24 protein-coding genes are annotated in these 25166 nt (G+C 48.1%); 12 read left to right on the top strand and 12 right to left on the bottom strand.

Features of this window, described 5'->3' with window-relative positions:
* Positions 1 to 33 precede the first annotated feature (33 nt).
* From rppB to D082_RS15445, 3 genes are read right to left on the bottom strand one after another with little or no spacing between them, the layout of a single operon-like run.
* Positions 34 to 1386 carry a two-component system sensor histidine kinase RppB gene (gene rppB / locus D082_RS15455; RefSeq protein WP_028948226.1) on the bottom strand — a complete coding sequence of 451 codons (1353 nt, stop codon included), beginning with the start codon at positions 1384 to 1386 and terminating at the stop codon, positions 34 to 36.
* Positions 1373 to 2071: a two-component system response regulator RppA gene (gene rppA, locus D082_RS15450; protein WP_028948227.1), complete on the bottom strand. Its 699-nt coding sequence runs from the start codon at positions 2069 to 2071 to the stop codon at positions 1373 to 1375. Before rppA ends, rppB begins: the two co-directional genes overlap by 14 nt.
* 6 nt (positions 2072 to 2077) lie before the next feature.
* Complete coding sequence (locus tag D082_RS15445; RefSeq protein WP_028948228.1) at positions 2078 to 2665, bottom strand: DUF305 domain-containing protein; 588 nt, start codon at positions 2663 to 2665, stop codon at positions 2078 to 2080.
* A gap of 280 nt (positions 2666 to 2945) precedes the next feature.
* Between D082_RS15445 and D082_RS15435 the strand changes: the two genes are divergently transcribed.
* Together D082_RS15435 and lexA are read left to right on the top strand one after the other, a co-directional pair.
* Positions 2946 to 3941, top strand: a complete 996-nt coding sequence (locus D082_RS15435; protein WP_028948230.1) for a succinate dehydrogenase/fumarate reductase iron-sulfur subunit — start codon at positions 2946 to 2948, stop codon at positions 3939 to 3941.
* Positions 3942 to 4156: 215 nt separating this feature from the next.
* Positions 4157 to 4768 carry a transcriptional repressor LexA gene (lexA, locus tag D082_RS15430; RefSeq protein WP_028948231.1) on the top strand — a complete coding sequence of 204 codons (612 nt, stop codon included), beginning with the start codon at positions 4157 to 4159 and terminating at the stop codon, positions 4766 to 4768.
* Between the two features lie 268 nt (positions 4769 to 5036).
* On the opposite strand, the gene D082_RS15425 is transcribed toward lexA, so the two are convergent.
* Together D082_RS15425 and opcA are read right to left on the bottom strand one after the other, a co-directional pair.
* Complete coding sequence (locus D082_RS15425) at positions 5037 to 5795, bottom strand: amino acid ABC transporter ATP-binding protein (protein WP_028948232.1); 759 nt, start codon at positions 5793 to 5795, stop codon at positions 5037 to 5039.
* Positions 5796 to 5852: 57 nt separating this feature from the next.
* On the bottom strand, positions 5853 to 7226 hold the full coding sequence (gene opcA / locus D082_RS15420) for a glucose-6-phosphate dehydrogenase assembly protein OpcA (RefSeq protein WP_028948233.1): 1374 nt from the start codon (positions 7224 to 7226) through the stop codon (positions 5853 to 5855).
* Positions 7227 to 7443: 217 nt separating this feature from the next.
* Between opcA and D082_RS15415 the strand changes: the two genes are divergently transcribed.
* The 4 genes from D082_RS15415 to D082_RS15400 all read left to right on the top strand — a co-directional run bounded on the left by D082_RS15415 (position 7444) and on the right by D082_RS15400 (position 11190).
* Positions 7444 to 8604 carry a tetratricopeptide repeat protein gene (locus D082_RS15415; protein ID WP_028948234.1) on the top strand — a complete coding sequence of 387 codons (1161 nt, stop codon included), beginning with the start codon at positions 7444 to 7446 and terminating at the stop codon, positions 8602 to 8604.
* Positions 8605 to 8658: 54 nt separating this feature from the next.
* Positions 8659 to 10128, top strand: coding sequence for a DASH family cryptochrome (locus D082_RS15410; RefSeq protein WP_028948235.1), 1470 nt, complete (start codon positions 8659 to 8661; stop codon positions 10126 to 10128).
* 9 nt (positions 10129 to 10137) lie between these two features.
* Positions 10138 to 10563 carry a DUF29 family protein gene (locus D082_RS15405; RefSeq protein ID WP_028948236.1) on the top strand — a complete coding sequence of 142 codons (426 nt, stop codon included), beginning with the start codon at positions 10138 to 10140 and terminating at the stop codon, positions 10561 to 10563.
* A gap of 132 nt (positions 10564 to 10695) precedes the next feature.
* Positions 10696 to 11190: a nucleoside deaminase gene (locus D082_RS15400; RefSeq protein WP_028948237.1), complete on the top strand. Its 495-nt coding sequence runs from the start codon at positions 10696 to 10698 to the stop codon at positions 11188 to 11190.
* Between the two features lie 31 nt (positions 11191 to 11221).
* Here D082_RS15400 and D082_RS15395 read toward each other — a convergent pair whose 3' ends face one another.
* The gene (locus D082_RS15395; protein WP_028948238.1) at positions 11222 to 11671 is read right to left on the bottom strand and encodes a hypothetical protein; all 450 of its coding nucleotides are present in this window, start codon (positions 11669 to 11671) and stop codon (positions 11222 to 11224) included.
* 457 nt (positions 11672 to 12128) lie between these two features.
* Positions 12129 to 12266 carry a hypothetical protein gene (locus D082_RS18650; RefSeq protein WP_158506525.1) on the bottom strand — a complete coding sequence of 46 codons (138 nt, stop codon included), beginning with the start codon at positions 12264 to 12266 and terminating at the stop codon, positions 12129 to 12131.
* Positions 12267 to 12281: 15 nt separating this feature from the next.
* Between D082_RS18650 and D082_RS15390 the strand changes: the two genes are divergently transcribed.
* Positions 12282 to 14552, top strand: coding sequence for an FUSC family protein (locus tag D082_RS15390; protein WP_028948239.1), 2271 nt, complete (start codon positions 12282 to 12284; stop codon positions 14550 to 14552).
* Positions 14553 to 14688: 136 nt separating this feature from the next.
* On the opposite strand, the gene psbU is transcribed toward D082_RS15390, so the two are convergent.
* The 3 genes from psbU to D082_RS19155 all read right to left on the bottom strand — a co-directional run bounded on the left by psbU (position 14689) and on the right by D082_RS19155 (position 17245).
* Complete coding sequence (gene psbU, locus D082_RS15385) at positions 14689 to 15084, bottom strand: photosystem II complex extrinsic protein PsbU (RefSeq protein WP_028948240.1); 396 nt, start codon at positions 15082 to 15084, stop codon at positions 14689 to 14691.
* Between the two features lie 192 nt (positions 15085 to 15276).
* Positions 15277 to 15774: an HNH endonuclease gene (locus tag D082_RS15380; protein ID WP_028948241.1), complete on the bottom strand. Its 498-nt coding sequence runs from the start codon at positions 15772 to 15774 to the stop codon at positions 15277 to 15279.
* A gap of 241 nt (positions 15775 to 16015) precedes the next feature.
* Complete coding sequence (locus tag D082_RS19155) at positions 16016 to 17245, bottom strand: hypothetical protein (RefSeq protein WP_238546755.1); 1230 nt, start codon at positions 17243 to 17245, stop codon at positions 16016 to 16018.
* A gap of 348 nt (positions 17246 to 17593) precedes the next feature.
* Between D082_RS19155 and D082_RS15370 the strand changes: the two genes are divergently transcribed.
* The 4 genes from D082_RS15370 to D082_RS15355 all read left to right on the top strand — a co-directional run bounded on the left by D082_RS15370 (position 17594) and on the right by D082_RS15355 (position 20351).
* Positions 17594 to 18079 (top strand): allophycocyanin alpha chain, encoded by a 486-nt coding sequence (locus D082_RS15370; protein WP_028948242.1) that lies wholly within the window; start codon positions 17594 to 17596, stop codon positions 18077 to 18079.
* Positions 18080 to 18173: 94 nt separating this feature from the next.
* Positions 18174 to 18659, top strand: coding sequence for an allophycocyanin subunit beta (gene apcB / locus D082_RS15365; RefSeq protein ID WP_028948243.1), 486 nt, complete (start codon positions 18174 to 18176; stop codon positions 18657 to 18659).
* Between the two features lie 213 nt (positions 18660 to 18872).
* The gene (locus tag D082_RS15360; protein WP_010872505.1) at positions 18873 to 19076 is read left to right on the top strand and encodes a phycobilisome linker polypeptide; all 204 of its coding nucleotides are present in this window, start codon (positions 18873 to 18875) and stop codon (positions 19074 to 19076) included.
* 282 nt (positions 19077 to 19358) lie between these two features.
* Positions 19359 to 20351, top strand: a complete 993-nt coding sequence (locus tag D082_RS15355) for a pentapeptide repeat-containing protein (RefSeq protein WP_028948244.1) — start codon at positions 19359 to 19361, stop codon at positions 20349 to 20351.
* Positions 20352 to 20377: 26 nt separating this feature from the next.
* Here the strand turns inward: D082_RS15355 and D082_RS15350 are convergent, their stop codons facing one another.
* Positions 20378 to 21496, bottom strand: a complete 1119-nt coding sequence (locus D082_RS15350) for an RNA polymerase sigma factor, RpoD/SigA family (protein ID WP_028948245.1) — start codon at positions 21494 to 21496, stop codon at positions 20378 to 20380.
* Positions 21497 to 22027: 531 nt separating this feature from the next.
* Positions 22028 to 23326: a threonine synthase gene (thrC, locus tag D082_RS15345; RefSeq protein ID WP_028948246.1), complete on the bottom strand. Its 1299-nt coding sequence runs from the start codon at positions 23324 to 23326 to the stop codon at positions 22028 to 22030.
* A gap of 363 nt (positions 23327 to 23689) precedes the next feature.
* Between thrC and D082_RS15340 the strand changes: the two genes are divergently transcribed.
* The gene (locus D082_RS15340; RefSeq protein ID WP_028948247.1) at positions 23690 to 25162 is read left to right on the top strand and encodes a glycosyltransferase family 39 protein; all 1473 of its coding nucleotides are present in this window, start codon (positions 23690 to 23692) and stop codon (positions 25160 to 25162) included.
* Positions 25163 to 25166: the final 4 nt, after the last annotated feature.

Genomic DNA, 25166 nt, shown 5'->3' with positions numbered 1-25166 from the left:
TGTTTGCAAAGTTTTTTGTTTAAGGTCCAGAGATTATGCCCCAGAAATGGGGCCGGAGAACTGGGGCAACTTAACAATGAATGAACTCCCCTGACCCAATTCACTCTCCACCGTTAAAGAACCCCTATGCTTAACGGCGATCGCCTGGGCAATGGCAAGGCCTAATCCTGCTCCTCCCCATTGTCGAGACCGGGTCGTATCCACCCGATAAAAACGGTCAAAAATCCGAGTTTGTTGGGCGACAGCAATGCCAATGCCCGTATCTTGGACTTTGATCATGGCTTGCTGTTTATCAGTCTCAAGAAGGACGTTTACTTCGCCTCCCGTTGGGGTGTAGTGAATGGCATTACTGATTAAATTACCCACCAAACGATAAAGTTCTTCTTCTTCTCCCCTGACCCAAACACTTTGCTCAGCGCGAAACTTGGCCGATAGTTTTACGCCAGCGGTAATACCTAACCCCGCAAACTCTTCCACCAAATCACTCACTAAATCATTGAGACAACAAGGGGTAAACTGAGTCGGATTCACCGTTGTTAAATCCATGCGGGAGAGGAGTAATAAATCATGGATTAAATGATTGAGACGATAATTTTGTCGTTTTATGGTTTGCAGGGTGCTATAGGTTTCCTCAGAATTAGGTTCTACACTTAATGTCGTTTCCAACGTTGCCTGAATCGCCGTAATTGGTGTGCGTAATTCATGGGCAATATCGGCGGTGAACTGCTGGATTTGTTGGTAGGAAAGATAAACCGGCTCCATTGCTAAGCCCGCTAACCACCAACTAGCGCCACCAACCACAATCATCACAATGGGTAAACCCCAAACTAAAAAGCCTTGGATCGTGTGTAAATGATGGTCATATTCCACCAAGGAACGCCCCACTTTTAAATAGCCCCAAGGTTGACCAGTGGCGGTTTTTAACTGTAACGAAACTTGGTGATAGCGGTTCCCTTTTTGATCCGTTAATGGTTTTTGACGGGTGGTTTCCCGCTCAAAGGCTAAGCCTGGGGGATTTTCCCCTGCCGTTGCTAATAATTGGCCGTTTAAGTCCAAAAACCGGACATAATAACCCGGTTGTTGGGTAGCATTGAGAATATGGCTTCGTTGGGGGAGCCTAGGGCAAGCTATGTTACCCAAGCAAAGATTAGGCAAAATTTGTTGAACGGAAGGCTCCAACTGTCCTGGTTCCTGCAAAAGTGGTTCCAATCCATCATGGAGAGTCCCCGCTAGGGAAGTAAGCTCTTGATCCAGCGATCGCCAATGGTCCTGAGAAGTGGTTTCATAGACGACTAAGCCACAAAACCCCAAAATTAGCCCCATGACCCCGGCATAATAACTGGCCAAACGCCAACGGGATAGATTGAATAATCTATTGTTCTGCATCGGTTGGATGGGGGTGGAAACGATACCCTAAGCCGTACACGGTTTCAACTAGATTGCCATGGCCATACTCCCCCAATTTTCGCCGTAGCAAACGCACCTGGGCCGCCACCACATTGCTGGTGGATTCCGCTGACAGCGCCCACAGTTGATTTTTAATTTGTTCACTACTAAGAATTTGCTGGGGATGTTTCATGAAGTATTCTAAAAGCTGGAATTCCTTGGCTGTGAGGGCAATTCCTACCTTCTCTGGAGTTACCACTACAAACGTTCCATAATCTAATTTCCATTGCCCTACCCGTAACTGCTGGGGTTGCAATTCTGGCGATCGCCGTTGCAAGGAACGTAAACGAGCTAATAGCTCAACCATGCCAAATGGCTTGATTAAATAGTCATCGGCCCCCGCATCTAAACCCTCAACCCGGTCCGCAATTTGATCCTTCGCTGTCAACATTAGAATCGGCAAAGAATTCCTTTGCTCCCGGAGTTTTTGACACAATTCTAATCCCGATAAACCCGGCACCATCCAATCGAAAATAGCTAAGGTATAGTTGACCCAACCTTGATTCAAATAATTCCAAGCTAGGTTGCCATCCTGTACCCAGTCAACTACGTAATTTTCTCGACGAAGAGCTTTCTCCAAGGCCATTCCTAGGTCAGGCTCATCCTCCACCAACAACAATCTCATGCTTCCTCACCGGCCATACCAGTTTTGATACCATTGCTTCATTTGCCTAATTTCCGAACTTTGGGAACGGATAATATCATCCATCAATTTATCCATCTCCGGGCGTTCTGTATTGGTTTTTAAATTACTAGCCATCATCACTGCCATTTGGTGGTGGGGAATCATCTGACGAATAAATTCCTGGTCGAAATTTTTGGCTGTGGCCAAAGCATCTAAATCCATCGCCATCATGCCATGACCTTGGTGCATTCCCATCATTCCCTGGCTCGACAAAGCCGGCACAGGTCGTTTAAACCATTGCTGATACCAGGTGTTCATTTCCTTAATTTCCCTTTCCTGGTCTCGGATAATATTCTGGGCTAACTCTTTCAATTCAGGATGTTCCGCTTTTTGTAGGGCCATCTCCGCCATATCAATGGCATCTTGATGGTGGGGAATCATCATTTCGATGAAACTTTGGTCCGTCCATTGCATATGCATTCCGTGTTGGGCCATCTGTGGTGGAGATTGATTGCGATAAACCGCCGTCACCCCAGCCGCTGAACCACTGAGGAGTAGTCCTGCCAACCCGTATATCCAGAATTGATTGCCCATGGGGATGCTTACCTCCTATTTCTTCTCTGATTCCAGTCTGGCAAAGCAAAATGAAATCAGGATGAAATTTAGTGGTGTTGCTAATTTGCTACCAGTTCATGCTTTTGTGCTGCACCCAATTAATAGCAATTTTGAACTATCTCCATGGCCACTGACAATAAGTTACCCTTGCCATCGTCCCACCGCCGAACCAAAGATTATGCCGTGGGGCTTCTCGCTCGCAGGAGCTAAACTTTGAAGTGGAGTCTCGGCTAATATTGCTTTTCCCAGGGGGTTTTCTATGCAAGTCCAATTCCAAATTTTACGGCAGAAACCACAAGAGTCCCCCTATTTGGAAAAATTCAGCCTTGAGGTGGAACCCGGCACCACTATTTTAGAGTGTTTAAATCGGATTAAATGGGAGCAGGACGGGAGTCTAAACTTTCGCAAAAATTGTCGCAACACCATCTGTGGCAGTTGCAGTATGCGGGTCAATGGGCGATCGGCTTTGGCTTGCAAAGAAAATGTGGGCGGTGAAATCCAACTGTTCCCTCGGGTTGACGATGCAGGAGTTCCGGTTATCACAGTGGCCCCCTTGGGAAATTTACCGGTCATTAAGGATCTAATTGTCGATATGCAACCTTTCTGGGATGACCTGGAACGGGTAGAGCCCTACGTCAGCAGCCAAGGTCGCAAAGTGCCGGAAAGGGAATTTCTCCAAACCCCAGCGGAACGGGAAAAACTCGACCAGATGGGTAACTGTATCCTCTGTGGGGCCTGCTATTCCGAGTGCAATGCTAAGTCCGTTAACCCCGATTTTGTCGGCCCCCATGCCTTGGCCAAGGCTCAACGTCTACTGGGGGACTGCCGTGATGGGGCAACCGCCACTCGCCTGGAGAATTATAACAGTGCCACCGCTGGGGTCTGGGGTTGTACCCGCTGTTATCTCTGTAATGAAGTTTGTCCCATGGAAGTGGCGCCCATGGATCAAATTGGCAAAATTAAGTCTGCCCTTTTAGCCCGACAAACGGCCCGGGACAGCCGACCCATAAGGCACCGCAAAGTGATGGTAGATTTGGTCAAAGCTGGTGGCTGGGTTGATGAACGCAAATTTGGCATCTACGTGGTGGGGAACTTTTTCCGGGATCTCAAGGGCCTTGTTAGTATTTTACCCCTGGGTTTGCGGATGATTGGTAGTGGAAAATTTCCCCTGTCCTTTGGACCTTCGGCCGGCACGAAGGAGGTGCGGGGCTTAATTGAACAGGTTCAGGAAGCGGAAAAACTCGGTAACCGCTGAACTCATTAGTGCAACAGTAATATTTTTCGGGGTAATCATTGATTCTGCTTTTCCGCCGTCAGTCCCAGGGGCGATCGTCGTCTGCTGAGCAAAAATGAGGGCAGAGCGGGAGAAATGTAAAATTTTGTGTCTTTTTTAGTATGGTTGCCCTGAATGTTATGACTGGGTTTAAAATAGTCCGAGAGTCCTAAATACATTCCTATAGGAGATATTACATGGAACCTCTCACCCGAGCCCAAAAAGAACTTTTTGACTGGTTGGTCAGTTACATTGACGAAACCCAACACGCCCCTTCGATCCGCCAAATGATGCGGGCCATGAATTTACGCTCTCCGGCCCCTATCCAAAGTCGGTTGGAACGACTACGCAATAAGGGTTACGTCGATTGGACTGACGGTAAAGCCCGCACCCTGAGAATCCTTCACCAAAAACCCAAAGGAGTTTCCGTCATCGGTGAACTCAAAGGCGGTGAACTGGTGGAGGCGGACGCAGAGGAGGTGGAAAAGATTGATTTTGCCCCCCTAATGAAGAAATCATCGGTTTTTGCCCTCAGGGTAATGAGCAATGACCTGGTGGACGATTTCATTGTTGAAGGCGATATGCTAATTCTCCGTTCTGTGACCGGGGAAGAGGAAATCGAAGATGGGGAATTGGTGGCCGCTAGTGTTAAAGGTGGCAAAATTGCTATCAAACGCTATTACCAAGATGGGACAAAAGTTGTACTCAAGGCCTCCAACAACAAAGGCCCCGGTCAGGAACTAAAAGCCAGCGACGTTGAAATCCAGGGAATTTTGATGGGGGTTTGGCGCAATTTCCAGGCTATTTAGCCCCCCATTACCAGAAATAAGCTCACATTTGAACTGGTAAAACTTCCATATTTTCACGGTTTTTACTTCTATCCTTAGGCTGGCGATCGCCCTTCGCTGGCCTATTTTTCGCCCTGAAACAGCCGCAAAAAAGACTGGGACGCCAGGTATTTTGTTTTTAAGGCTCCGGGGACTGGGGGATACGAATGGATTTTTCGCTAAACTAAATTACAAAAAAACAACCGTGGAAATACGTAGAGTTGAGAAAAATTTTGACCACCCCGATTGGTTAGCTGGACTGAATGCGACTCAGGAATGCCCGCAGGCGATCGCTTTTGGGGCTGCGGAAAACTTCGTTGGGGTCCCCCTCTTCCTCAATTACCCCTTGATTAAAGAAAAAGACCCGATTGGACACTTCCCGGGCAAACTGCATTTCATGGGTTACCACCGCCATGGTCATGCCCTCTTCAGCTAACTGTTTCATTACGTTCAGCACTTCCCCCACCAATTCCGGATCCAGAGCGCTGGTGGGTTCGTCAAACAACAAAATTTCCGGTTTCATGCACAAACCCCTGGCGATCGCCACCCTTTGTTTTTGGCCGCCGGAGAGTTGGTCGGGATAATTATTCGCCTTACTACCCAAACCCACTTTATCGAGGTAAGTCAAGGCTCGATCCTTAGCTTCCGCCATAGGAATTTGCAGAACCTTGCGGGGGGCCAGCAAAAGATTTTGCAACACTGTCAGATGGGGAAACAGATTGAAATGTTGAAAGACCATGCCCACCCGCACCCGTAGCTGGCGCAGATGCTTTTGGTCAATTTTGGCTCCGGACAAATCCACCCCTGCCACTTCCAGCCGACCACCACTGATGGGTTCTAGGCGATTAAGGCAGCGCAGAAAAGTACTTTTGCCGCAACCGGAAGGACCAATGATGGAAATCACATCTTTGGGATAAATTTCCCCCGTTACCCCCCGCAGAACTTGGAGCGGGCCAAAGTTTTTCTGCAACTGGTCAAAGGAAATCAGGGGCGCAGTGGGGGAAGTCATGGGCTGACAAAGTTAAGAACAGATTAAGCAAAGGGGAGTTGCTGCTCCATTCTGCCATTATCCTGCCTGGTATAACTGTAAAATTGCCAACACGATCGCCATGGACTCATCGTAGAGAGCATCCCGGCCCCAGCGCTGCAATTGCCGGCCCAATAACTGTTCTGTGTTTTGGTCGTCCAGGGCCGTTACCTGTTGCACTCGGTAATTTTGGGCCCCGCCCCCCGCTTCCATCCGCATACAGCCGACAGTGCCGGAACAGAGCACCGTGCCACACTGGGCTTGGGCATTGGTCGATCCTAGTTTAAGGCTAATTAAATCCCCCAGCACCTGTCCCGTATCCGCGAGGGGTAAACCGGCCAGTTCCGCCTCGATCGCCCGTTGGTTAGGGGCACAGAATTGGATTTTGTGAATGTCGTAAACCCCTGGTTCATGGCGGTAGTTAACGGGGGTCCATTGCAAACGACTGGCCACCCAGCCTAAATACATCAACGCCTGGGCATGGTTACCCTTTTCGTAATCAATGGAAATTTGGTCAATTTCCCCCACCGAAGAACGGCGCTCCGGCGGATCAAAGGCTTCCGCTGTCAATTCCTGCCATGGGGCCAAGCGGCTCCAATTTAAATCGGCGATCGCCTCTGGTTTATTGACTAATTGGGCTAACTGGAGCAAATCCTGTTCAGGATTGTTAAAAATGCTGGAGTCCACAATGATCATGTCCGCATGGGACAACAGCCGTTGAAATAAGCCGTATTCAGTTTCGGGGCTAGCCTTCCACCAAACGTATTTGGGCAGGGTGGGCAGCATCAACTCCGTAATCAAACCACTGATTCTTTCCAACGCATAGGAAGTACCCCGCAGGGTGATGTATTCACAGCAGATGAGGGTGTTTTGCTGGGTCTTTTGGATGGGGCAATAGGCGGAAACCTGGGCTTGCACTCCCTGGTCATCCTCCGCTGTGGGACAAAGAGTGATAATGCGGCAGGGGTTAGAGGCGGCAATGGTGTCGGCAATGCCACTGCCTTCTAGATCGGGGGAATAGGGTTTAGCAATGCGCTCGGCGGTGCTAAGTAAATTTCCTTCCCGATGGGCCGTTTCAAAGGCAGTTTGCAAGGCCTGTTTAAATTCTGGGCTAGAGGAACCCGTTATCACAATGCCGAGGTCTTTTTGGGCGGACTTAATGGCGGCGGTCATACGGGGGCCAGTGATGCCATCAATGGGGCCTGTGTAGTAACCCAAAGCGGCCAGCAGGGATTGTACCCCATCCGGTTCATAGACTAAAAAGCTAAAGGTGGTGGCCCTAGTGGCGATTAAACCCTCCTCCTGTTGGGCACTGGTCTGCCAAATTTGGGCTAACTCGGATTCGATCACCTCTAAGGAAACGTCCTTGGGAGCTTGGAGAGAAACGAGGGGCGGGGCTTGGATGGTACTCATGCGGTGGCTCCAATGGAATCGAACTGGGCAATGGCGCTGATACTTTACCCCCCATGGTAGTGGCAGATCCGAAAATGCAACCGGCGATCGCCAAAAATACTGGTCTAGAGTCCGTCGGTGCCCTTAATCCCTAGGGAGGGGCAAACCATGGCTTAAAATAATTGTCAGCAAGAGTCGCCCCGTAAACCGTCAACAGTGACCGTCACCCCATTTTAGGATGCAGAAATTTTTCCAGCGTATTTGGCAGTGGATTCAACAGCTTTTTGCCCCCCTGGTGGGCGGTCCAGGGCCCAGGCATCAATCCCCTGAGGATCTTCCCCCCCTGAGCGACACTGATTACGAGTTTTTGTTCAACCAACTGCTAGAAGGCATTGCCCACGGTTGGCATGAAGGGCGCATTCTCAAATTTTTCCAACAGTTAGACCAGCGGTGTCGCCCCAGGCAATGGCTGGATTGGTTAGACCGCTTCCAAGCTACGGTGCTGGAGTCTCCATCTCCCAATTTGGTTCTAGCCGCCCGGATGATGCGCTTGGGGGAATTGGCCCAGTCCTTTCCCCAAATAGCTCCCATTGGCGATAAATCCCAGCATATTGGTAGGCAGTTATATGCCCGTCAAGCTCCTCCCCAGATGGACACAGTCTGGGAATATGACGGCCCCGATTTAGTTTCAGCGGAGCAGGGACAGACCCAGGGACAAATGGAAACCTATACCTTTGATGAATTGGTGCAACGGTTACCCAAGGATGCTGGTTTAGTGGCCCATTTTGCCGGCTTTTTGGGCATTGACAGTAATGATCCCCAGGTTATCCTGGAGGCGTTGATGGAAAAATTTGCTATTCCAGCGGAAATGTTAACTGAAGCTTTGAACCATGGCGGTGAATCTGACCTGGGTCCGGTGGATAGTTTAGTGGATGATCAGGGACATGCTTCTGCCTTAGTACAGGACGAGTTGTTGCCTATCGTTGATTCAGTCACCGTTAATGGCCTCCAATTTGAAGAAAACCAAGAAGCCTATACTGCTGAAGATTGGTTAAACCTTGGCATCAAACAAGCCCAAAGGGGAGAACTAGAAACGGCGATCGCCAGTTGGGGGGAAGCTATTAATTTAGATCCTCAGTTGACTTCCGCCTGGCAAAATCGGGGCAGTGCCCTGGGGGTTTTGGGTCAATTGTCAGATGCCCTGGTTAATTTTGATCAAGCTCTAGCGCAAAATCCTGACGATGCCCAGGTTTGGCTAAGTCGGGGCTTACTACTTGAAGCGATGGAACGCACAGAAGAGGCCATTCCCAGCTACGAAAAGGCCCTGGCCCTAGAACCAGCTCTGCCCGAGGCCCGGGAAAGATTAGAGGAGTTACAGGGGTTTTTGCCCCAAGAATAGGGTTTGGGACCCCTTTGCTCACCAAATCTTCGTTTCTATCCTTTTAAAGCGTCAATGTCCATAATCGCCCCCACCGTTTTGGTTTGGTTCCGCAATGATCTGCGTTTGCACGACCATGAACCCCTCCATCGGGCTTGGCAATCCGGCTTGGCGATCGCCGCTGTGTACTGTTACGACCCCAGACAATTTGACCAGACTAGCCAGGGTTTTGCTAAAACGGGGGCCTGGCGGGGGCATTTTCTTCAGCAATCGGTGCAGAATTTGGCGGCAAGTTTGCAAAGTTTAGGTTCTCAATTATTAGTAACAACAGGATTGCCGGAGCAGATAATTCCTGAAATAGCCAGTAAAATTAATGCTAAAACCGTTTACTACCATCAAGAAGTTACCCAAGAAGAGCTGGACGTAGAACGCAGTTTAGTTAAACAATTAGCAACCTTGGGTATACAAGCGGAAGGCCATTGGGGAAGCACCCTCTATCACCCCGAAGATTTACCTTTTTCTATCCAGGATTTACCGGATTTATTTACCAATTTTCGCAAAAGTGTTGAAAAGAAAAAAATTCCCGTTCGTCCGTGTTTTCCTATCCCGTCTCAACTGTCTCCCATTCCTGATATTCAATTCAAATTAACCCCACCGCCATCGGAATTTTTCGCCGTCGCTACCACAGATGCCCGCTCTGTTTTAGCCTTTCAAGGGGGGGAAACAGCGGGTTTAGCTAGACTAAAAGAATACTTTTGGGATGGCGATCGCCTGAAAATTTACAAAGAAACCCGCAATGGCATGGTGGGGGCGGACTATTCCAGCAAATTCTCCCCTTGGTTAGCGTTGGGTTGCCTCTCCCCCCGGTTCATTTACCAGGAAGTGAAACGTTATGAGCAGGAACGGATTAGCAATGATTCCACCTATTGGTTAATTTTCGAGTTACTCTGGCGGGACTTTTTCCGTTTTGTCGCCCAAAAATATGGCGACAGGTTATTTAATCGAGGGGGATTGTTGGGTAAACGTTTTCCCTGGCAACGGGATCAAGTCCGGTTTGAACTCTGGCGATCGGGACAGACCGGCTATCCTTTAGTAGATGCCAATATGCGGGAATTAAATTTAACGGGTTTTATGTCCAATCGGGGACGACAAAACGTCGCTAGTTTTCTCTGCAAAAACCTGGGCATTGATTGGCGTTGGGGCGCAGAATGGTTCGAATCCTGCCTAATTGATTACGATGTTTGTAGTAATTGGGGCAACTGGAATTACACCGCTGGCATAGGTAATGATGCGAGGGATTTTCGCTATTTTAATATTCCCAAACAAAGCCAACAATACGACCCCCAGGGAGCCTATTTACGCCGGTGGTTACCCGAATTAAAAAGTTTGCCCGGTGAAAAAATTCACCAACCTTGGTTATTATCCGCCACGGAACAAAAACAATGGGGAGTAAGGTTGGGAGTAGATTATCCCCGTCCCTGTGTTGATTTTCACCAATCGCTGGAAGCTCGTCGTAAAATTGAACAGGCTGGTGATATTTGTTAGGTTGATGCCATGGAAGAATTATTAGAATTAAAACGATTAGTACAGTTTGGAGAAACCGCTGCCGCATTGGCTTTAATTGACGAACTAGAAACAATGAGCAAAGAGGATAAAATCAATAAAATTTATAGTTATTGCATTGTTTTACTGGTTCATTTAATCAAACAACAGGCAGAAGCAAGGAGCACTAATTCTTGGGAAGTTTCTATTCGTAATGCCATTAATGCCATTGAACGTATTAATAAACGCAGGAAAGCAGGGGGTTATTATGTTAGTCAAATGGATTTACAAGAAATTTTAGCTGAAGCCTATGATCGAGCTTTGGATAATGCTTCCCTAGAAGCCTTTGGCGGAATTTACAATGCAACTTATTTGGCAGAAAAAGTAGATCGTAATGTTATTATCAGCCAAGCAATAAAATTAATTAGCTTTGCCTGATTTTATTGTCATTTCAAATAATTTCGAGACTGCTTAAGTCTTTATTGACAAGCTTTTCGACAAATTTGACTGCCTCAGTCTTACTAGAAACGACTATACTAACATTTTTGCAAAAAAGTTTAAACAGAGCTGATGGATAAATCCTTCGCCACCCACGAAGATTGGATGCAAATGGCGATCGCCTTAGCGGAGGAGGCGGGTAATGTGGGGGAGATTCCCGTGGGAGCAGTGGTAATTAACCCACTGGGGGAAATTTTAGCCACCGCCCAAAATCGTAAACAACGGGATCAAAATCCCATCGCCCATGCGGAAATGTTAGCGATCCAAGCTGCTTGCCGTCGGCTAGGCCATTGGCGACTGAATGAATGTACCCTTTACGTCACTTTGGAGCCCTGTCCCATGTGTACCGGGGCCATTATCCAAGCCCGTTTAGGTTTATTGGTTTATGGCACCCCCGACCCGAAAACCGGCACCATTGATAGCGTGTTTGATCTGGCCGGCAGTGCCGCTTCTAACCATCGCTTGCAACATTTAGGGGGAGTTTGTCAGGAACAATGCCGTGAACAGTTACAGAATTGGTTTGCCCAACACCGGGCCAGGAAAAAACAACAATCCATTCTTTCCTGAAGATTGGTACTACCCCGTTGGAAATTTCTAGCTACAGCCGTTGATGGGTATGGGAATGCTGCTTAACGTTATCTTCAGCTTTAACCACTTTGCTGTCATTGAGAACGCGTTTTTTGTCCAAGGAAAAGTTAAACTTGTCCCACTTTTCCCCCACAGCTAAATGTTCCTTTGCCTGGGGCCGAACTTGGTAAGTACGGGCCGCCGCTGTAAACCGTTCTGCAAAATCATCACAAAATTGGGCACTCTGGTCAAAAATAGCTGGTTTTTTAATCTCTTCTCCCTGGAAAACGTCCTCCGTCCGCACGGCGATCGCCCATTGGTAGGAAGTGGGCACTTGTTTGAGAATGGCTTCCAGGGCCGCAGAAGGAATGGGTTCAATGATTTCCACCGCATGGAAATCACCATCTTCTCGTAAAAAGCAAGTGGCTAAACCAAGTACACAGTAATCATCATTGGCTAGGGGAGTGGGGGAAATGGGCATGGATAAATTAAGAAGAATTAGTCAGTTACAGTGGACTGGGATAGAGTGAACTGGTCGTCCCTGCTAAAGCGAGGAAGGAGCTTCCTACCCAAAGAACCACTTTCTATTCCGAAAAATAGCAAGTCTTATATTCTGGCGATAGGCGGCAAACCCTTGTTCCGAAGGTCAAAAAACTTTTCTTGCAACACTGGCGGTTTAGCTTGGTTTTTGCTTAGGGAGGAGCGGCCAACATTCTTTTGACTCTAGCAGAAGTTTAACTTGCTTTCACCCCCCTACTGTCCCATCAGTCGAGGAGGTAGAATTCCCACTCATATTAATTAATCCAATACCAGTCTGCTTTTGATGGACTCGAAAAATATCCTATGCCAGAAAATTAAGAAAATTTCCGGTTGAGTTAATAATGTCTCTGCAATAATCACTTTCAGTTGTCTATGCGTCGAGATGGCCCCGGTAATTATTAGGGAAGGACAGCCAAAGTTTTATGGCAACTGCCGATCGCCGGATCAAAGGAAACTTGGCCATTGGTGTTAGCCTGGGGTTGGCCATTTTGCTGGGAGATATTGTCTGGATATGGCCGAGTCCACAGAGGAAACATAGTTAAAACAAAACCATGTTGGTTAAGCTCCGTCAACGCCTGGCTTTTCTGCTCCATACCAATGGCACCATCGATGGAGGTAGGGGAATTCGGACTTTTTTCGGCATGGCGGTGCCCTACCTAACGGGTATGGCTTTGGGAGATCCCCAGCTTGGTTTGGGCATTGGCTTAGCTTCCCAATTAATTCTGCTCGCGGACGTGGGAGGGCTTTATTCCGTTCGTTTAAAAACCATTCTTGGGGCCTGGATCGGGGCGGCGATCGCCATGGCCGGGGGAACTCTGGTGGCCGATGGTTGGGCTTTGGCCTTGGGCATGACAGGCATAGTTTTGTTTGCTTCGGGTTATCTGGCGGTGTACGGGGAACAGGGAGCCATGGTGGGGATTGTCACCAGTTTTGCTTTTCTGTTGGGTTCCCAAAATGCCAGTGCCGATTCTTTTGAATTAGTTTCCCTGGCGATCGGTGGACTATGGGGTTTGGTCTTAGCCATTGTCATTTGGCCTTTTCGCCCCAATCAACCCCTGCGGCAAATAGTGGCCAAGAACTACATCATTCTCGGTAATTATCTCAAAGCCATGGCTGCATCCGGCTTCGACCAGGATGACCCCAAAACCCAGCCACTGGTGGTGCAATTGCGGCAAAATCTGTTGAAATCAAGGCAAGTTTTGGTGGAGAGCCAACGGGGTCTGTGGGGCCAGAGCAAATTACGGGAATTGTTGCTAGTACTGATTGAACATACGGAGCGTTTGAATAAGCCCCTAATGTTACTGAATGAGATTATGAATTTCCATAATCTACCCCAACTGCAAACGGTGGAAATTTTGATGGAGGATGTGCTTAATACCCTGGGGGATATCTCCCTGGATTTAGCCCAGATGGTGATGGGGAAACGGTCTGTTCCCAACACAAATCGTTTGCAACTATTGTTACAAGCTCTGCAACAACAACAAACATTACAACGGCAAGCCCTTAAGGAAGATTTTGCTGACTATAACAGCCTAGCCACGGTCACTCAACTAATTACCCATTTGGAAAATCTTACGGGTCAATTACCAAAGACCATTCAAATGGCCCAAATGTTACAAAATACCCGACTTTTTCCCGCTGGTGATGACCCCCAGGACCGAAGGGAACAGAGCCAATCCGTTGCTCCTTGGTGGGAACCCCTGAGGAGTAATTTCCAGCCCAATTCTCCTCTGTTTCGCCATGGTTTAAGGTTAAGTTTAGGCGGCATAGTGGGAGTGTTGATTGCCAAGATTATTCCTATCCCCTATGGTTTTTGGATTGTTTTAACCTTAATTTTTGTGCTCAAACCGGATTTCAGTTTAACTTTCCAACGTTTCTCCAATCGTTTGCTGGGAACCCTGTTGGGAGTGTTTGTCATGTCCATTGCCCTCAAACTAATCCAAGATCCCCATGTGCTCAGTTTCATGGGCATTGTGGCGATCGCCATGGGAGTTTCCCTTTTGAGATTCCATTACAGCTTCGCGGTGTTTTTCATTACAGCTTTTGCGTTGATTCTCAAAGCCATTTCCCCCGACGTACCCACGGAATATGCCCTAGTATCTCGTTTGGTATGTACCCTCATTGGCAGTGCCATTGCCCTAGTGTTGGGATTTAGTTTTTTGCGACAGTCGGAGGATTTTCGCTTTATCCAGGCCAGCATTAAAATGCTCAGCAATCTGGAAATTTATTTTCAACAATTGACCCCAGCCCTATTGGGGCAAGGCTCCATTAACATCAGGGAAGCGGAAAGAGTCCGCAATCAAACCCGTTCAGCCGCCACTGCGATGCAAATTGCCCTGGATCGTTTAATTAATGATCCCAGTACGCCCTTGGATAGGCAGGAACCGGCCTTGACCATGACCAACTATCTGGCTCGGTTGAGCAGGGGCTTTCGGGTTCTGATCAGTCATTTGGAAAATAGCTCTGGCAGTAATCCTCCGCCGCAAATTAAGTTGTTCACAGACCAGGTGGAGGAAAGTTTGAAAAATCTACACCTTGCCCTGGAATGTCAAACATCGCCGGAGGCTCTACCTCCCATGGCGGAAACATTGAAACAAATCCGGGACTATCACCAACACTACCAAGCCCAAAGAATGGCGGAAATTGGTCGGCAGCAGGTCAACACCCCCGTCCGCCGTTATCTCAATGATTTCAACCTTGTGGTGGAAGAATGTCAACAAATTTACCAACGCTTAGAAACTCTCCACTCGGCGATCGCCAGATTTACCGCCAATGAAGCCAAACCCGCCCATGGGATCGCACTGAAAAGTCAGCCGAGCTGACACAACAGATGGAAAGATTAATCGCAACAAAAACCACCCCAAACTGTCAGGGTGGTCTAGGCGTACTTATCCGGTTTCTGGGAAATAAACAGTTATCCCAAACGGGATAGTTTCAGCTCAGCAATCCGCCCTAACTTTAGTAAACTCCGGGGTTGATACGGTCATCGCCGGAAATTAGCTCAATGCTAGGCTCAGTGACGGTAAAACTATCCAAATTCGCTTGCAGGCGACTTTTTTGAGTTTCGCTCAGGCCGGGAATGTCCAAAACTTCCTCTACATTTTCGTAGGGAGCATTTTTAATGATTTCACTGGCCAAATTGGGATAGAAGCCCCGCAGACCACGAAAATCCCGAATATCGCTATTATTTAAGTCAATTTTTTGCCCAAAATCCGTGGTCAACTTAGCATCTACAGCATTCAGTTCAGCCAACACAGGATTGGGGGTGAGGGCCTGGGCCAAATCTGCCCCCAGAAAACCCATTAGTCCCATCAGTAAGCTACAAACAACCAGCAAGCGGGAAATAAATTTCATGAATTGTCTCCTATAACCAAGGCAATGAATTGTTACTATCTAAGAAAATTATGGCGACTGCGCTGATTTTGGCAGGTCTAACCAGCGCTAATTACAATAGATTGTATATTCTTGGGGCTCTGCTGACCATCTCCCCTGGATTAGCTAAGTAATTATACTTATTAAGTCCCACCTTGGTTTTCTCCCTAGGCACTAGATGCCAATGACGTATTTGCGCCATTCGTGGTTACGGTCATTGCGGGTATGTTTAATGATTTCAAACAGTAGACTGCTGTAGGGTCGGCGGGGAGTATAGTTTAGGGACATTTGTGCTTCTCTGGGGGTACGGTTGCCCTTTTTGATGTTACAGCGCACACAGGCAGTGACCAAATTTTCCCAACTGTCCCCTCCACCCCGGGATCGGGGGATCACGTGGTCTAATGTGAGTTGTTCCCCCTTATAGTTGCAATATTGACAGGTATGGCGATCCCGCTCCAGAACATTGCGGCGGGTAAGGGGAATTTCCTTGTAGGGAACTTTAATGTAGTGACGCAGGCGAATTACCGAAGGCAAAGGAAAATTAGCATAAATCATTTTCCCATTAACCTCTAAAGCTTCGGCTTTATCTTTCAGCAGTAACACCACTGCCCGTTGCCAATGGGTAATGTTTAGGGGTTCATAGGAAGCGTTGAGGACTAAAACCTTAGCCATGGTCTGCCATCGCTGAATTTTTCCCTAGATGCTAGCACAACCAGCTTTTGAGTTGGTGATGACAATTACTTCAAGGCCTGAACGTTGCAATTCAGCAAAAATAACCTGCTCATTTTGGTCCACAATAGCCACGGCTACTTCGTAACTAACCACCTAAATTCTATTTAATCTGTTTAATCTGTCATCGGGATTTATAGGGGAAAAATTGATTGGAACTGATAGCAGACGAATATCCAGTAGCTTAGTTGTTATTTTGAGCTGTTTGGGTTTGTTCGGAACTCCAATCCACCAATTTAACAATTACGTCTTGGGGAGAACGGCCACGGAAGCGGGGGGCGTTACCATCAAATTCTAGCTTTTGTCCCTTTTGCAGAAAATAGGGACGGGCTAAGGCAATTTGAATGCTGTCCAAGATGGTGTTGTCGGTGGCATCCTCCACTTGGAAAGTCAGACGGCGTACCTCCAGAGTTTCTTGCCCTGCATTACAGAGTAAGCCGACGGAATTAACCAAATTTCCCCCTCTTTCGTTAACCGCCAACCTGAGTACTGCTAGGTTACGAATCTCGCCATAGCCAATCCCGTCCCCTTCTGGGCCCCTGAGGGAAACTGTGCGGGTCGTATTTGCTGCTTGGTTAGCATTAGTAACGGCTCCGCTCATTTCCTGGGCCATAGCTCCCAAAATCTGAGCAAAACCCTGGCCGAAAGCTTCTATGGCTGCATCAGTATCCAAACCAGAACTGGCCGCAGTTGGGGGTGCTGGGGGGGTAAGGGGGGGTAAAGCGGGAGAACCGACATCCCTAGTTACGGAGTCTCCGTGCTGTTCTAGCACCACGTTGGGAGTCGCGGCAAAGGGATTGATTGCTTTAACTCGAACTCTGCCACCGGACAGGCGATCGCCTACAGTCACATTACGAGCTACTGGCTCCCCAGGGGCTTGGACAATGGCAAAGGGACGATTGCCGATTTCGATGATTCCGGAAACAACCACAGCCCTTGCATCGTTGGGAAAGAGGGGTGGTGGGGCCGTCGGAGGAACCGAGCTGGGGGGCACAGTGAAGGTGCTAGAAGTGGATGGGGACGGAGAAGTAACTGTGGTGGTAGTGGGAATATTTCCTTGGAACTTGTCTTGTTTTGCTCCATTGGCATCCCCTGACTTCGGCGAATCAATTTGGCAAACGGACTCCCGAATCCTGGCCTCCACAGGAATTAGTTCAAAAGGATTTGTCCTACCGGGCTGAATTTGTCTGAGGCGCTGATCCGGTAAAATGGGGGGGATTAACCCCAAGGCCGCCATGTCAACCGGAGGCAAAGGGCGGACAGCAGTAAGGGGTATATCAGGGGGGGCCGTTTCCTGATTTTCAACGGCGACATCAGTCTCTTCACCACCGCCACCGCCGGGGAGAAATCCACATCCACCGCTGAACATCAGCAGAGAGCCAGTTAAAAGGGAGAATACGGGTCGCTTCTTCATTATTTAGAATCGCTGGTTACAGCCGAAAATTACGAAGGGAGGCGGAGGAGTGGAGTACAGAAATATGAGGGAAATCTGGATTAGACCATTACTTTCCCCTCTAATCTTACAGCCTCTCCCTAAAATGCCAAGGAATCCAGGTAAATTCCGCCGGCGATCGTCAAGAAATATTACAAACTGTTACAGGGAGAGTGTAATCAGCGGCGCAATGCCTGAGAATAGTTTGGGCAGGTTGCTCGCTGGAATCCGCCATTTAACGGCTTTGTCCAGTTCGTAGCCATGTCTCGGTTGATAAAATCAGCTTAAAGCCTTTTTTAACGTTTTAAATCTTTACGGAGGAATCCATCCATGAGTATCGTCACGAAATCAATCGTGAATGCTGATGCAGAAGCTCGCTACCTCAGCCCGGGTGAACTGGATCGTATTAAAGCTTTTGTTACCGGCGGTGCCGCCCGTCTTCGCATTGCTGAAACCCTAACCGGTTCTCGGGAAACCATCGTTAAGCAAGCTGGCGATCGCCTTTTCCAAAAACGTCCTGACATCGTTTCCCCCGGTGGTAATGCCTACGGTGAAGAAATGACCGCCACCTGCCTGCGGGACATGGACTACTACCTCCGCCTCGTCACCTACGGTGTGGTTTCCGGTGACGTTACCCCCATCGAAGAAATCGGTTTAGTTGGTGTACGGGAAATGTATCGTTCCCTCGGTACCCCCATCGAAGCCGTTGCTCAAAGTGTCCGGGAAATGAAAGAAGTTGCCTCCGGTTTGATGTCCTCCGATGATGCCGCCGAAGCCTCTGCCTACTTTGACTTCGTTATCGGTGCCATGAGCTAGGTCTTTGCACCTAAGCTTATTGAAGTGTTGAGCCTAATTATTCAACCCTTTTAGCAATTTTTCCCATTGAGTAAGATTTAAGGAAACCAAAACTATGCAAGACGCAATTACGGCTGTAATCAACTCTGCTGACGTTCAAGGCAAGTACCTCGATGGTGCCGCCATGGACAAACTGAAAAACTACTTCGCCAGCGGTGAACTGCGGGTGCGGGCCGCCAGTGTAATCAGCGCCAACGCTGCCACCATTGTTAAAGAAGCTGTGGCCAAATCCCTGTTGTACTCCGACGTAACCCGTCCCGGTGGCAACATGTACACCACCCGTCGCTATGCGGCCTGTATCCGTGACTTGGACTACTACCTCCGCTATGCCACCTACGCCATGTTGGCCGGTGATGCTTCCATCCTTGATGAGCGGGTGCTCAACGGTTTGAAAGAAACCTACAACTCCTTGGGGGTACCCATCTCTTCCACCGTTCAAGCTATCCAAGCCATCAAAGAAGTTACCGCTAGCCTGGTGGGTGCCGATGCCGGTAAAGAAATGGGCGTTTACCTCGACTACATCTGCTCTGGCTTGAGCTAGTCCTGGATTCCCGTAGGTAAAGTCTGCCCTAGTTAATCTGCAACCTTGACAGCAACATCTCTGTTGGAACGGGAAGTCTAAAGTGAGTGCTGAGGCCGTTAAAGCCACCGCTGGGTTAGCCAAGGTTTTAGCTGACTAGTATTGACTTCTGACTCCCGTTCCGCCGCTTATGCCAACTTTTTAAGAGAAAACGTTTTAGGAGAGCCACACCCCATGCGGATGTTTAGAATTACGGCTTGTGTTCCTAGCCAAACCCGGATCCGGACACAACGGGAATTACAAAATACTTATTTTACGAAGTTAGTACCCTACGACAATTGGTTTCGTGAACAACAGCGCATCATGAAGATGGGCGGCAAAATTGTGAAAGTCGAATTAGCCACTGGCCGTCCCGGCACCAATGCTGGTCTTGCCTAAGCTTAGGACTGGTTGTGGCTAGTTTGGCAATTCTGAATGGCAATTTTATGAATCAATTTTTTTGAGGTCAGCAATGGCCTCTTTTTTTCATGATTCTTCGATTGCTTCTGGGATGCCCGACCATTTTTGAGCGGTAAATTTTCTGTAAATTTTCCATGGTATGCAGTACCGGCTAGGGTTACTCGCTCCTCTAGTTCGCAGAGGCCAGACCCCAGTCACTTAAAATAATTAAACAGCCAATCATCATTTGTTTTAATTTCACTTTTCTTTCCCCCCAAATTTATGGAAGCCAAGGAATTAGTCCAACGCTATCGCAGTGGCGAAACTTTATTTACGGGGTTAAAGTTGCCAGGGATTAATCTAGAGGCGGCAGACTTGATTGGCATTGTGCTCAACGAAGCCGATTTGAGGGGAGCAAACCTACTCTTTTGCTACCTTAACCGGGCAAATTTGGCCCAAGCCAATTTAGTGGGGGCCAACCTGAGTGGAGCAAGCCTAAGCCAAGCCGATCTGACTGGGGCGGATTTACGCAGTGCCAATTTCCACGGGGCCCTACTCCAGGGGGCCATACTACGGGACAGCGACATTACCCTGGCAACTCTCCAGGATAGTAACCTAATCGGGGCGGATTTACGGGGAGCGGATTTGAGCGGAGCAACCCTCACTGGAGCATGCCTGCGGGGAGCAAATATGCGCCAGGAAAAAAAGAGTTACTACACCAATCTCCAAGCCGCCATTCTCAGTCGGGCCGATCTGCAAGGCGCCAATATGAAAGGGGTAGATTTGAGTCGGGCCGATTTGAGCTATGCCAATTTGAAAGAAGCTAATCTACGGGATGCGGATTTGCGTAAAGCAGACTTGAGTTATACCAACTTAAAAGGAGCTTTATTGACCGATGCCAATTTATCCGGCGCAAAATTAAATGGGGCGGATTTGCAAAATGCTAATTTGATGCGGGCGAAAATTCCGGAAGCGGAAATGGTGGAAGCTAATTGCCAAGGGGCAATTATGACCCATATCAACCTCAATCGAACAAATTTGACGGGGGCCAATTTGAGTCTGACCCGTATGAACAGTGCCGACCTTAGCCGAGCCAATTTAACTAGGGCCAACTTACAGGAAACAGAATTGATTGAAGCCTTTTTGGCTAGGGCCAATTTGACCGAGGCTAACTTCATCAATGCCAACTTAGTCCGAGCGGATCTGATGAGTGCCAACATGATAGGGGCAAATTTTCAAGGAGCAACTATGCCCGATGGTCAAGTACATCACTAAGGGGCAAAAGTGGCATCATTTTGACCCTAGAGCCAACCTTTGAGGCGGCGGGCCACCTGGGGACGGCGGAGTTTACGCATGGCCTTGCTTTGGATTTGTCTGACCCTTTCCCGGGAAAGGTTAAACATATTGCCGACCTCTTCGAGGGTGTAGCTTTGGTGGCTGGCAATGCCGTAGCGCAAACAGATCACTTCCATTTCCCGTTCCGTTAGCACTTCCGCTAGCACTTCGACAATTTCCCGCCGCAACATGGATTCATTCATTAAATCCTCTGGCAGTTGGAGCTGTTGATCTTCTAATAAATCCACCAACTCCGTGTCTTCCCCTTTACCGACCCGATGGTTTAAGGATAGGGATTGACGGCGTAATTGGAGCAGTTGGCGCAGTTGGGTCGGAGTAATTTCTAAGGCGGCGGCCAGTTCCCCTTCGTTGGGGTTACGTTTCAGTTCCTGCTTGAGATTACGTTGGGCTTTCTTAATTTTGTTGAGTTTTTCCACCACATGGATGGGCAAGCGAATGGTGCGGGCATCATTGGCAATGGTGCGGGTGATGGCTTGGCGAATCCACCAGTAGGCATAGGTGGAAAATTTATAACCTTTGTCGGGGTCAAATTTTTCCGCGGCTCGGTTGAGTCCGATCGCCCCTTCTTGGATTAGGTCGAGGAAGGGAACGCCCCGGTTGAGATAACGTTTGGCAATGGAGACCACTAGGCGTAGGTTGGAGCGGATCATGCGTCGTTTGGCAGCCCGTAGTTGATAAAGCCAAATTTCAAATTGCCTTACTTGGGCAAAGTCCAAAGCTTGACTCCATTCCTGTAGTGAGGGCGTTCGCTCCAATTTTTGCTGGAGTTGTTGTCTAGTGTCTTCCGCATTAACCAGTAGTCGGATCTGTCTAGCTAGGTCGACTTCTTCGGCGGCGCTCAGCAGGGGATAGCGGGCCATTTCTTTGAAAAAAGCGCCGATGGTGTCTTCACTGACTGCTTTGTTGAAATTTCCCTGGTTTCCCTCCCCCATGGCCACTTCGATCGCCGGAGAGTCATCATTGGCGATCGCGGTGATCGCCTGGGCATCGACGGGACTTTCCAATGCTTCAACTTCTTGGACGGTGTTGGTGTCTGAGATGGAGAGGGAAGACATATCGCTCATGGGTTGAAGAAACTAAACGGAAACAATAAACGAGAAAAAGATGGCAAAAAGCAAGCCACCAGGGAAAACACACAACAAACGGAGGTTATTTAATTGGCAATTAGCCAGAGCATCATCTGGGCAGGAATCATTTTCCCTCGGTTGCGCTCCCCACTTTCAGCCACTTGCACTGCGGTAGTGGTGTTCCAGAACCAGGTACCAGTCCCCGTGGGTAGATTGTGTCATTAATTTTCCAGAAATGGCAAAACTTTAGTTTTTTTTAATATCTATCTGTCCAAAATATCGTTAAATTTTGACGGCAATGTAATTAGTGATACAAAGTTGATTCGATCGCCATCTTTGTCAGCTTTCCCTAATTTCAAGGCGATCGCCGTTAGCATTGCAGAAAAAATCCGCCCCGGTGCAACCAGAACGGACAATTTCCTAAAAGGAACGATTAATGAAAGTTAAGCGGAAAAATGGGGGGATTAACCAATTTAAGTCAATCAAATCAAGTCAAACCAGCCATTAACTTGGATTTTCTGCTGCAATTTAGACCAAAACCTGTTGCCATTCCAGGCGTTCCAAAGTGCGAGAGCGTTCCAGGGCCCGCTCAAAGCTATCCAGGTTGGCATCGATGGTGAGGGGTTCCCCCACATGGCTTTGTACTGCTTCTTGGGTTTTCAAACCATTGCCAGTGATGTAGACCACAGTGGTTTCCTCAGGATCAATTTTGCCTGCTTCCACCAATTTTTTCAGCACAGCAACGGTGGTGCCCCCAGCGGTTTCGGTGAAAATGCCTTCGGTTTCCGCTAATAGTTTAATGCCTTCGACAATTTCCGCATCGTTAACGCTTTCAATGTTGCCGTTGGTTTTACGGGCAATGTCCAGGGCATAGACTCCGTCGGCGGGGTTGCCAATGGCGATGGATTTGGCAATGGTGTTGGGTTTAACGGGGGTAACAAAATCCCGCTCTTCCCGGAAGGCAGTGGCAATGGGGGAGCAACCCTCTGCTTGGGCACCGCTGAAGCGAACCGCTTTGTCATCCACCAAACCAACTTTGACGAATTCTTGGAAGCCTTTATAAATTTTGGTGAACAGGGAACCGGAGGCCAGGGGAGCAACGATGTGATCCGGTAATTTCCAGCCCAACTGTTCCGCCACTTCAAAGCCCAGGGTTTTAGAGCCTTCGGAGTAGTAGGGGCGCAAGTTGATGTTGACAAAGCCCCAACCGTAGCTGTTGCCCACTTCACAGCAGAGGCGGTTAACTTGGTCGTAGTTGCCTTTGACGGCCATCAAAGTGGGGTTGTAAATCAACGTGCCCAACACTTTGCCCGCTTCCAAATCCGCTGGAATGAACACACAGCAGTCTAAACCAGCATGGGCGGCGATCGCCGCAGTGGAGTTGGCAAGATTGCCAGTGCTAGCACAGGAAACGGTGGTGAAGCCCAATTCTCGAGCTCTGGTAAGGGCGACGGAAACCACCCGGTCCTTAAAACTGAGGGTGGGCATATTGACCGCATCGTTTTTAATGTAGAGATTTTTCAGCCCCAGACGGCGGGCTAAACGATGGGACTTAACTAGGGGTGTCATGCCGGTACCCACGTCAATCACGTCTTTGCCCGTGACAGGCAGAAAAGCGCGGTAACGCCAGATGGAATTGGGCCCAGCTTCAATGGTTTCCCGGGTAACGTGGCGACGAATTAAATCATAGTCATAGGCCACTTCCAACGGGGCAAAGGTTTCTTCACAGATATGTAGCGCTTTGAGCGGGTATTCGGTGTTGCCTTCTTTGGAAACCAGTTTGGTACAAGCGGAAATAAACTCTGGGGCCGAGGTGGCGGTGGTCATGGGGCAAGGTCCTAATTTCATTAATCTTTCGGAATGCTAACACGGTCAAAAATGGGCGTCAATTAATCCCGATAAAAATAGTCGGGATTAGTTTTTTTAAACTAAAAGAGCCATTCTAGCCTAGGAGTGATGAGGAATGGGGCAGGGAGCGGGCTAAAATAAGCTGATTTTTCTTCGATCAAGTTAGGTAAATTAAGGCACTGTGATCCTGGCTGGCCCCCAGATAAATGTTTGTTCAGGTCTGCTCCTTTCTCCCAATCTGAATCCCCCAAACTCCGGCAACGCTGGGCGACTTCGACTCAATTCCTCCCAAAGCTAACCCAGGGATCTTTGCGAATATCCTTTAAAAACCCAAAGACATTGATGAAATTAACTTGGTTGAATTCCCAGCGTCGGTTTGTCTCGGTCATTATTTTTCTAACGATTTTTATTCGGGTTTTTACCCTAGGTCTCTATGGGGTAGCGGACAGAACTGAAGCTCGCTATGCGGAAATTGGTCGCAAAATGGCGGAAACCGGGGACTGGATTACGCCTCAAATCGACTATGGTGTGCCTTTCTGGGGTAAGCCCCCCCTCTCCACCTGGTTAACAGCGGCATCGTTTAAAGTTTTTAGTGTTAATGAATTTTCCGCTAGATTATCTTCCTTTATTCCCATTCTATTGGCTAGTTACTTGGTTTATCTACTGGCAAAAAATAAAGGAATTAACTACGCTTTAGTCAGCACCATGATTTTGGTTACTACCTTGGGCTTTTTTGTCAGCAGTGGGGCCGTAATGACAGACCCGGCTTTAGTATTGGGAACTACCCTCTCGATGGTGGCTTTTTGGCAAGCTTATCAACACAACTCTAATAATAATCGCCTTTGGGGATATTTATTTTTTGTCGGGCTGGCGATCGGGTTATTGGCCAAGGGGCCCATCGGGGTAGTGTTGGTTTTTCTCCCCCTTACCATTTGGACAATTTGGCAGAGAAATATAGTTAAAGTCTGGACTAATTTACCTTGGATTCAGGGAATTTTATTAACAGCATTAATAGCGGTGCCTTGGTATCTATTAGCTGAAGCTAAAACCCCTGGATTTTTAGATTACTTCATTGTTGGCGAACATTGGAAGCGTTTTGTGGAAAAAGGCTGGGAAGGGGATTTATACGGCAGTGGCCACGCCCATCCCTACGGCATGATCTGGGTATATTGGCTATTATCTGCTTTTCCTTGGTCATTACTAACACTGGGACTGTTAGGGAAATTAATCTGGCAGGTTAAAACTAAACATTCTTCTCTTAATGGGTCAAACTTGGATTGGCAATGGCTCAGTTATCTGTTGTTATGGGCTGTGGCACCAATGATTTTCTTCACCCCCTCGGCTAATATTTTATGGACCTATGTGTTGCCAGAACTACCGGCATTTGCTTTGTTATTGACAGAATTATTATTAATATTTTGGCAGGATCAACCAATTAATAAATATATCGTTGCCCTAGGCTTGTTTATTCCTATGCTTTTTCTTGTTGCCTTGCCGATGGTGGTTAAGGTGGCAGGGCAAAATTCTCAAAAATATATTGTTAGCCAATATCAACAATCCTGTGCAGAACTGGGGCAAGAATCAAGCTGTCAATTGTTTTATGTTTTTAATCGACCCTACTCGGCGGAATTTTACTCTTCGGGCAAAGCAAAACAGGTGGAAATGCACGAAATTCCTCTGCTATTGGCAAATAATAACCACAACTATTTTGTCATTAGAACGGATGATATTAAAAGCTTCCCGCCGGAAATTGCCTCCAAGCTCAACCAAGTGGAGCAATACAGTGCCTATACTCTTTTTTCCCAGATTAATTGATAGC

This window comes from Synechocystis sp. PCC 6714 (assembly GCF_000478825.2).
In the GTDB taxonomy this organism is placed as follows: Bacteria; Cyanobacteriota; Cyanobacteriia; order Cyanobacteriales; family Microcystaceae; genus Synechocystis.
The sequence above is the reverse complement of the archived record's forward strand: the minus strand, read 5'-3'. Positions and strand labels throughout refer to the sequence as shown.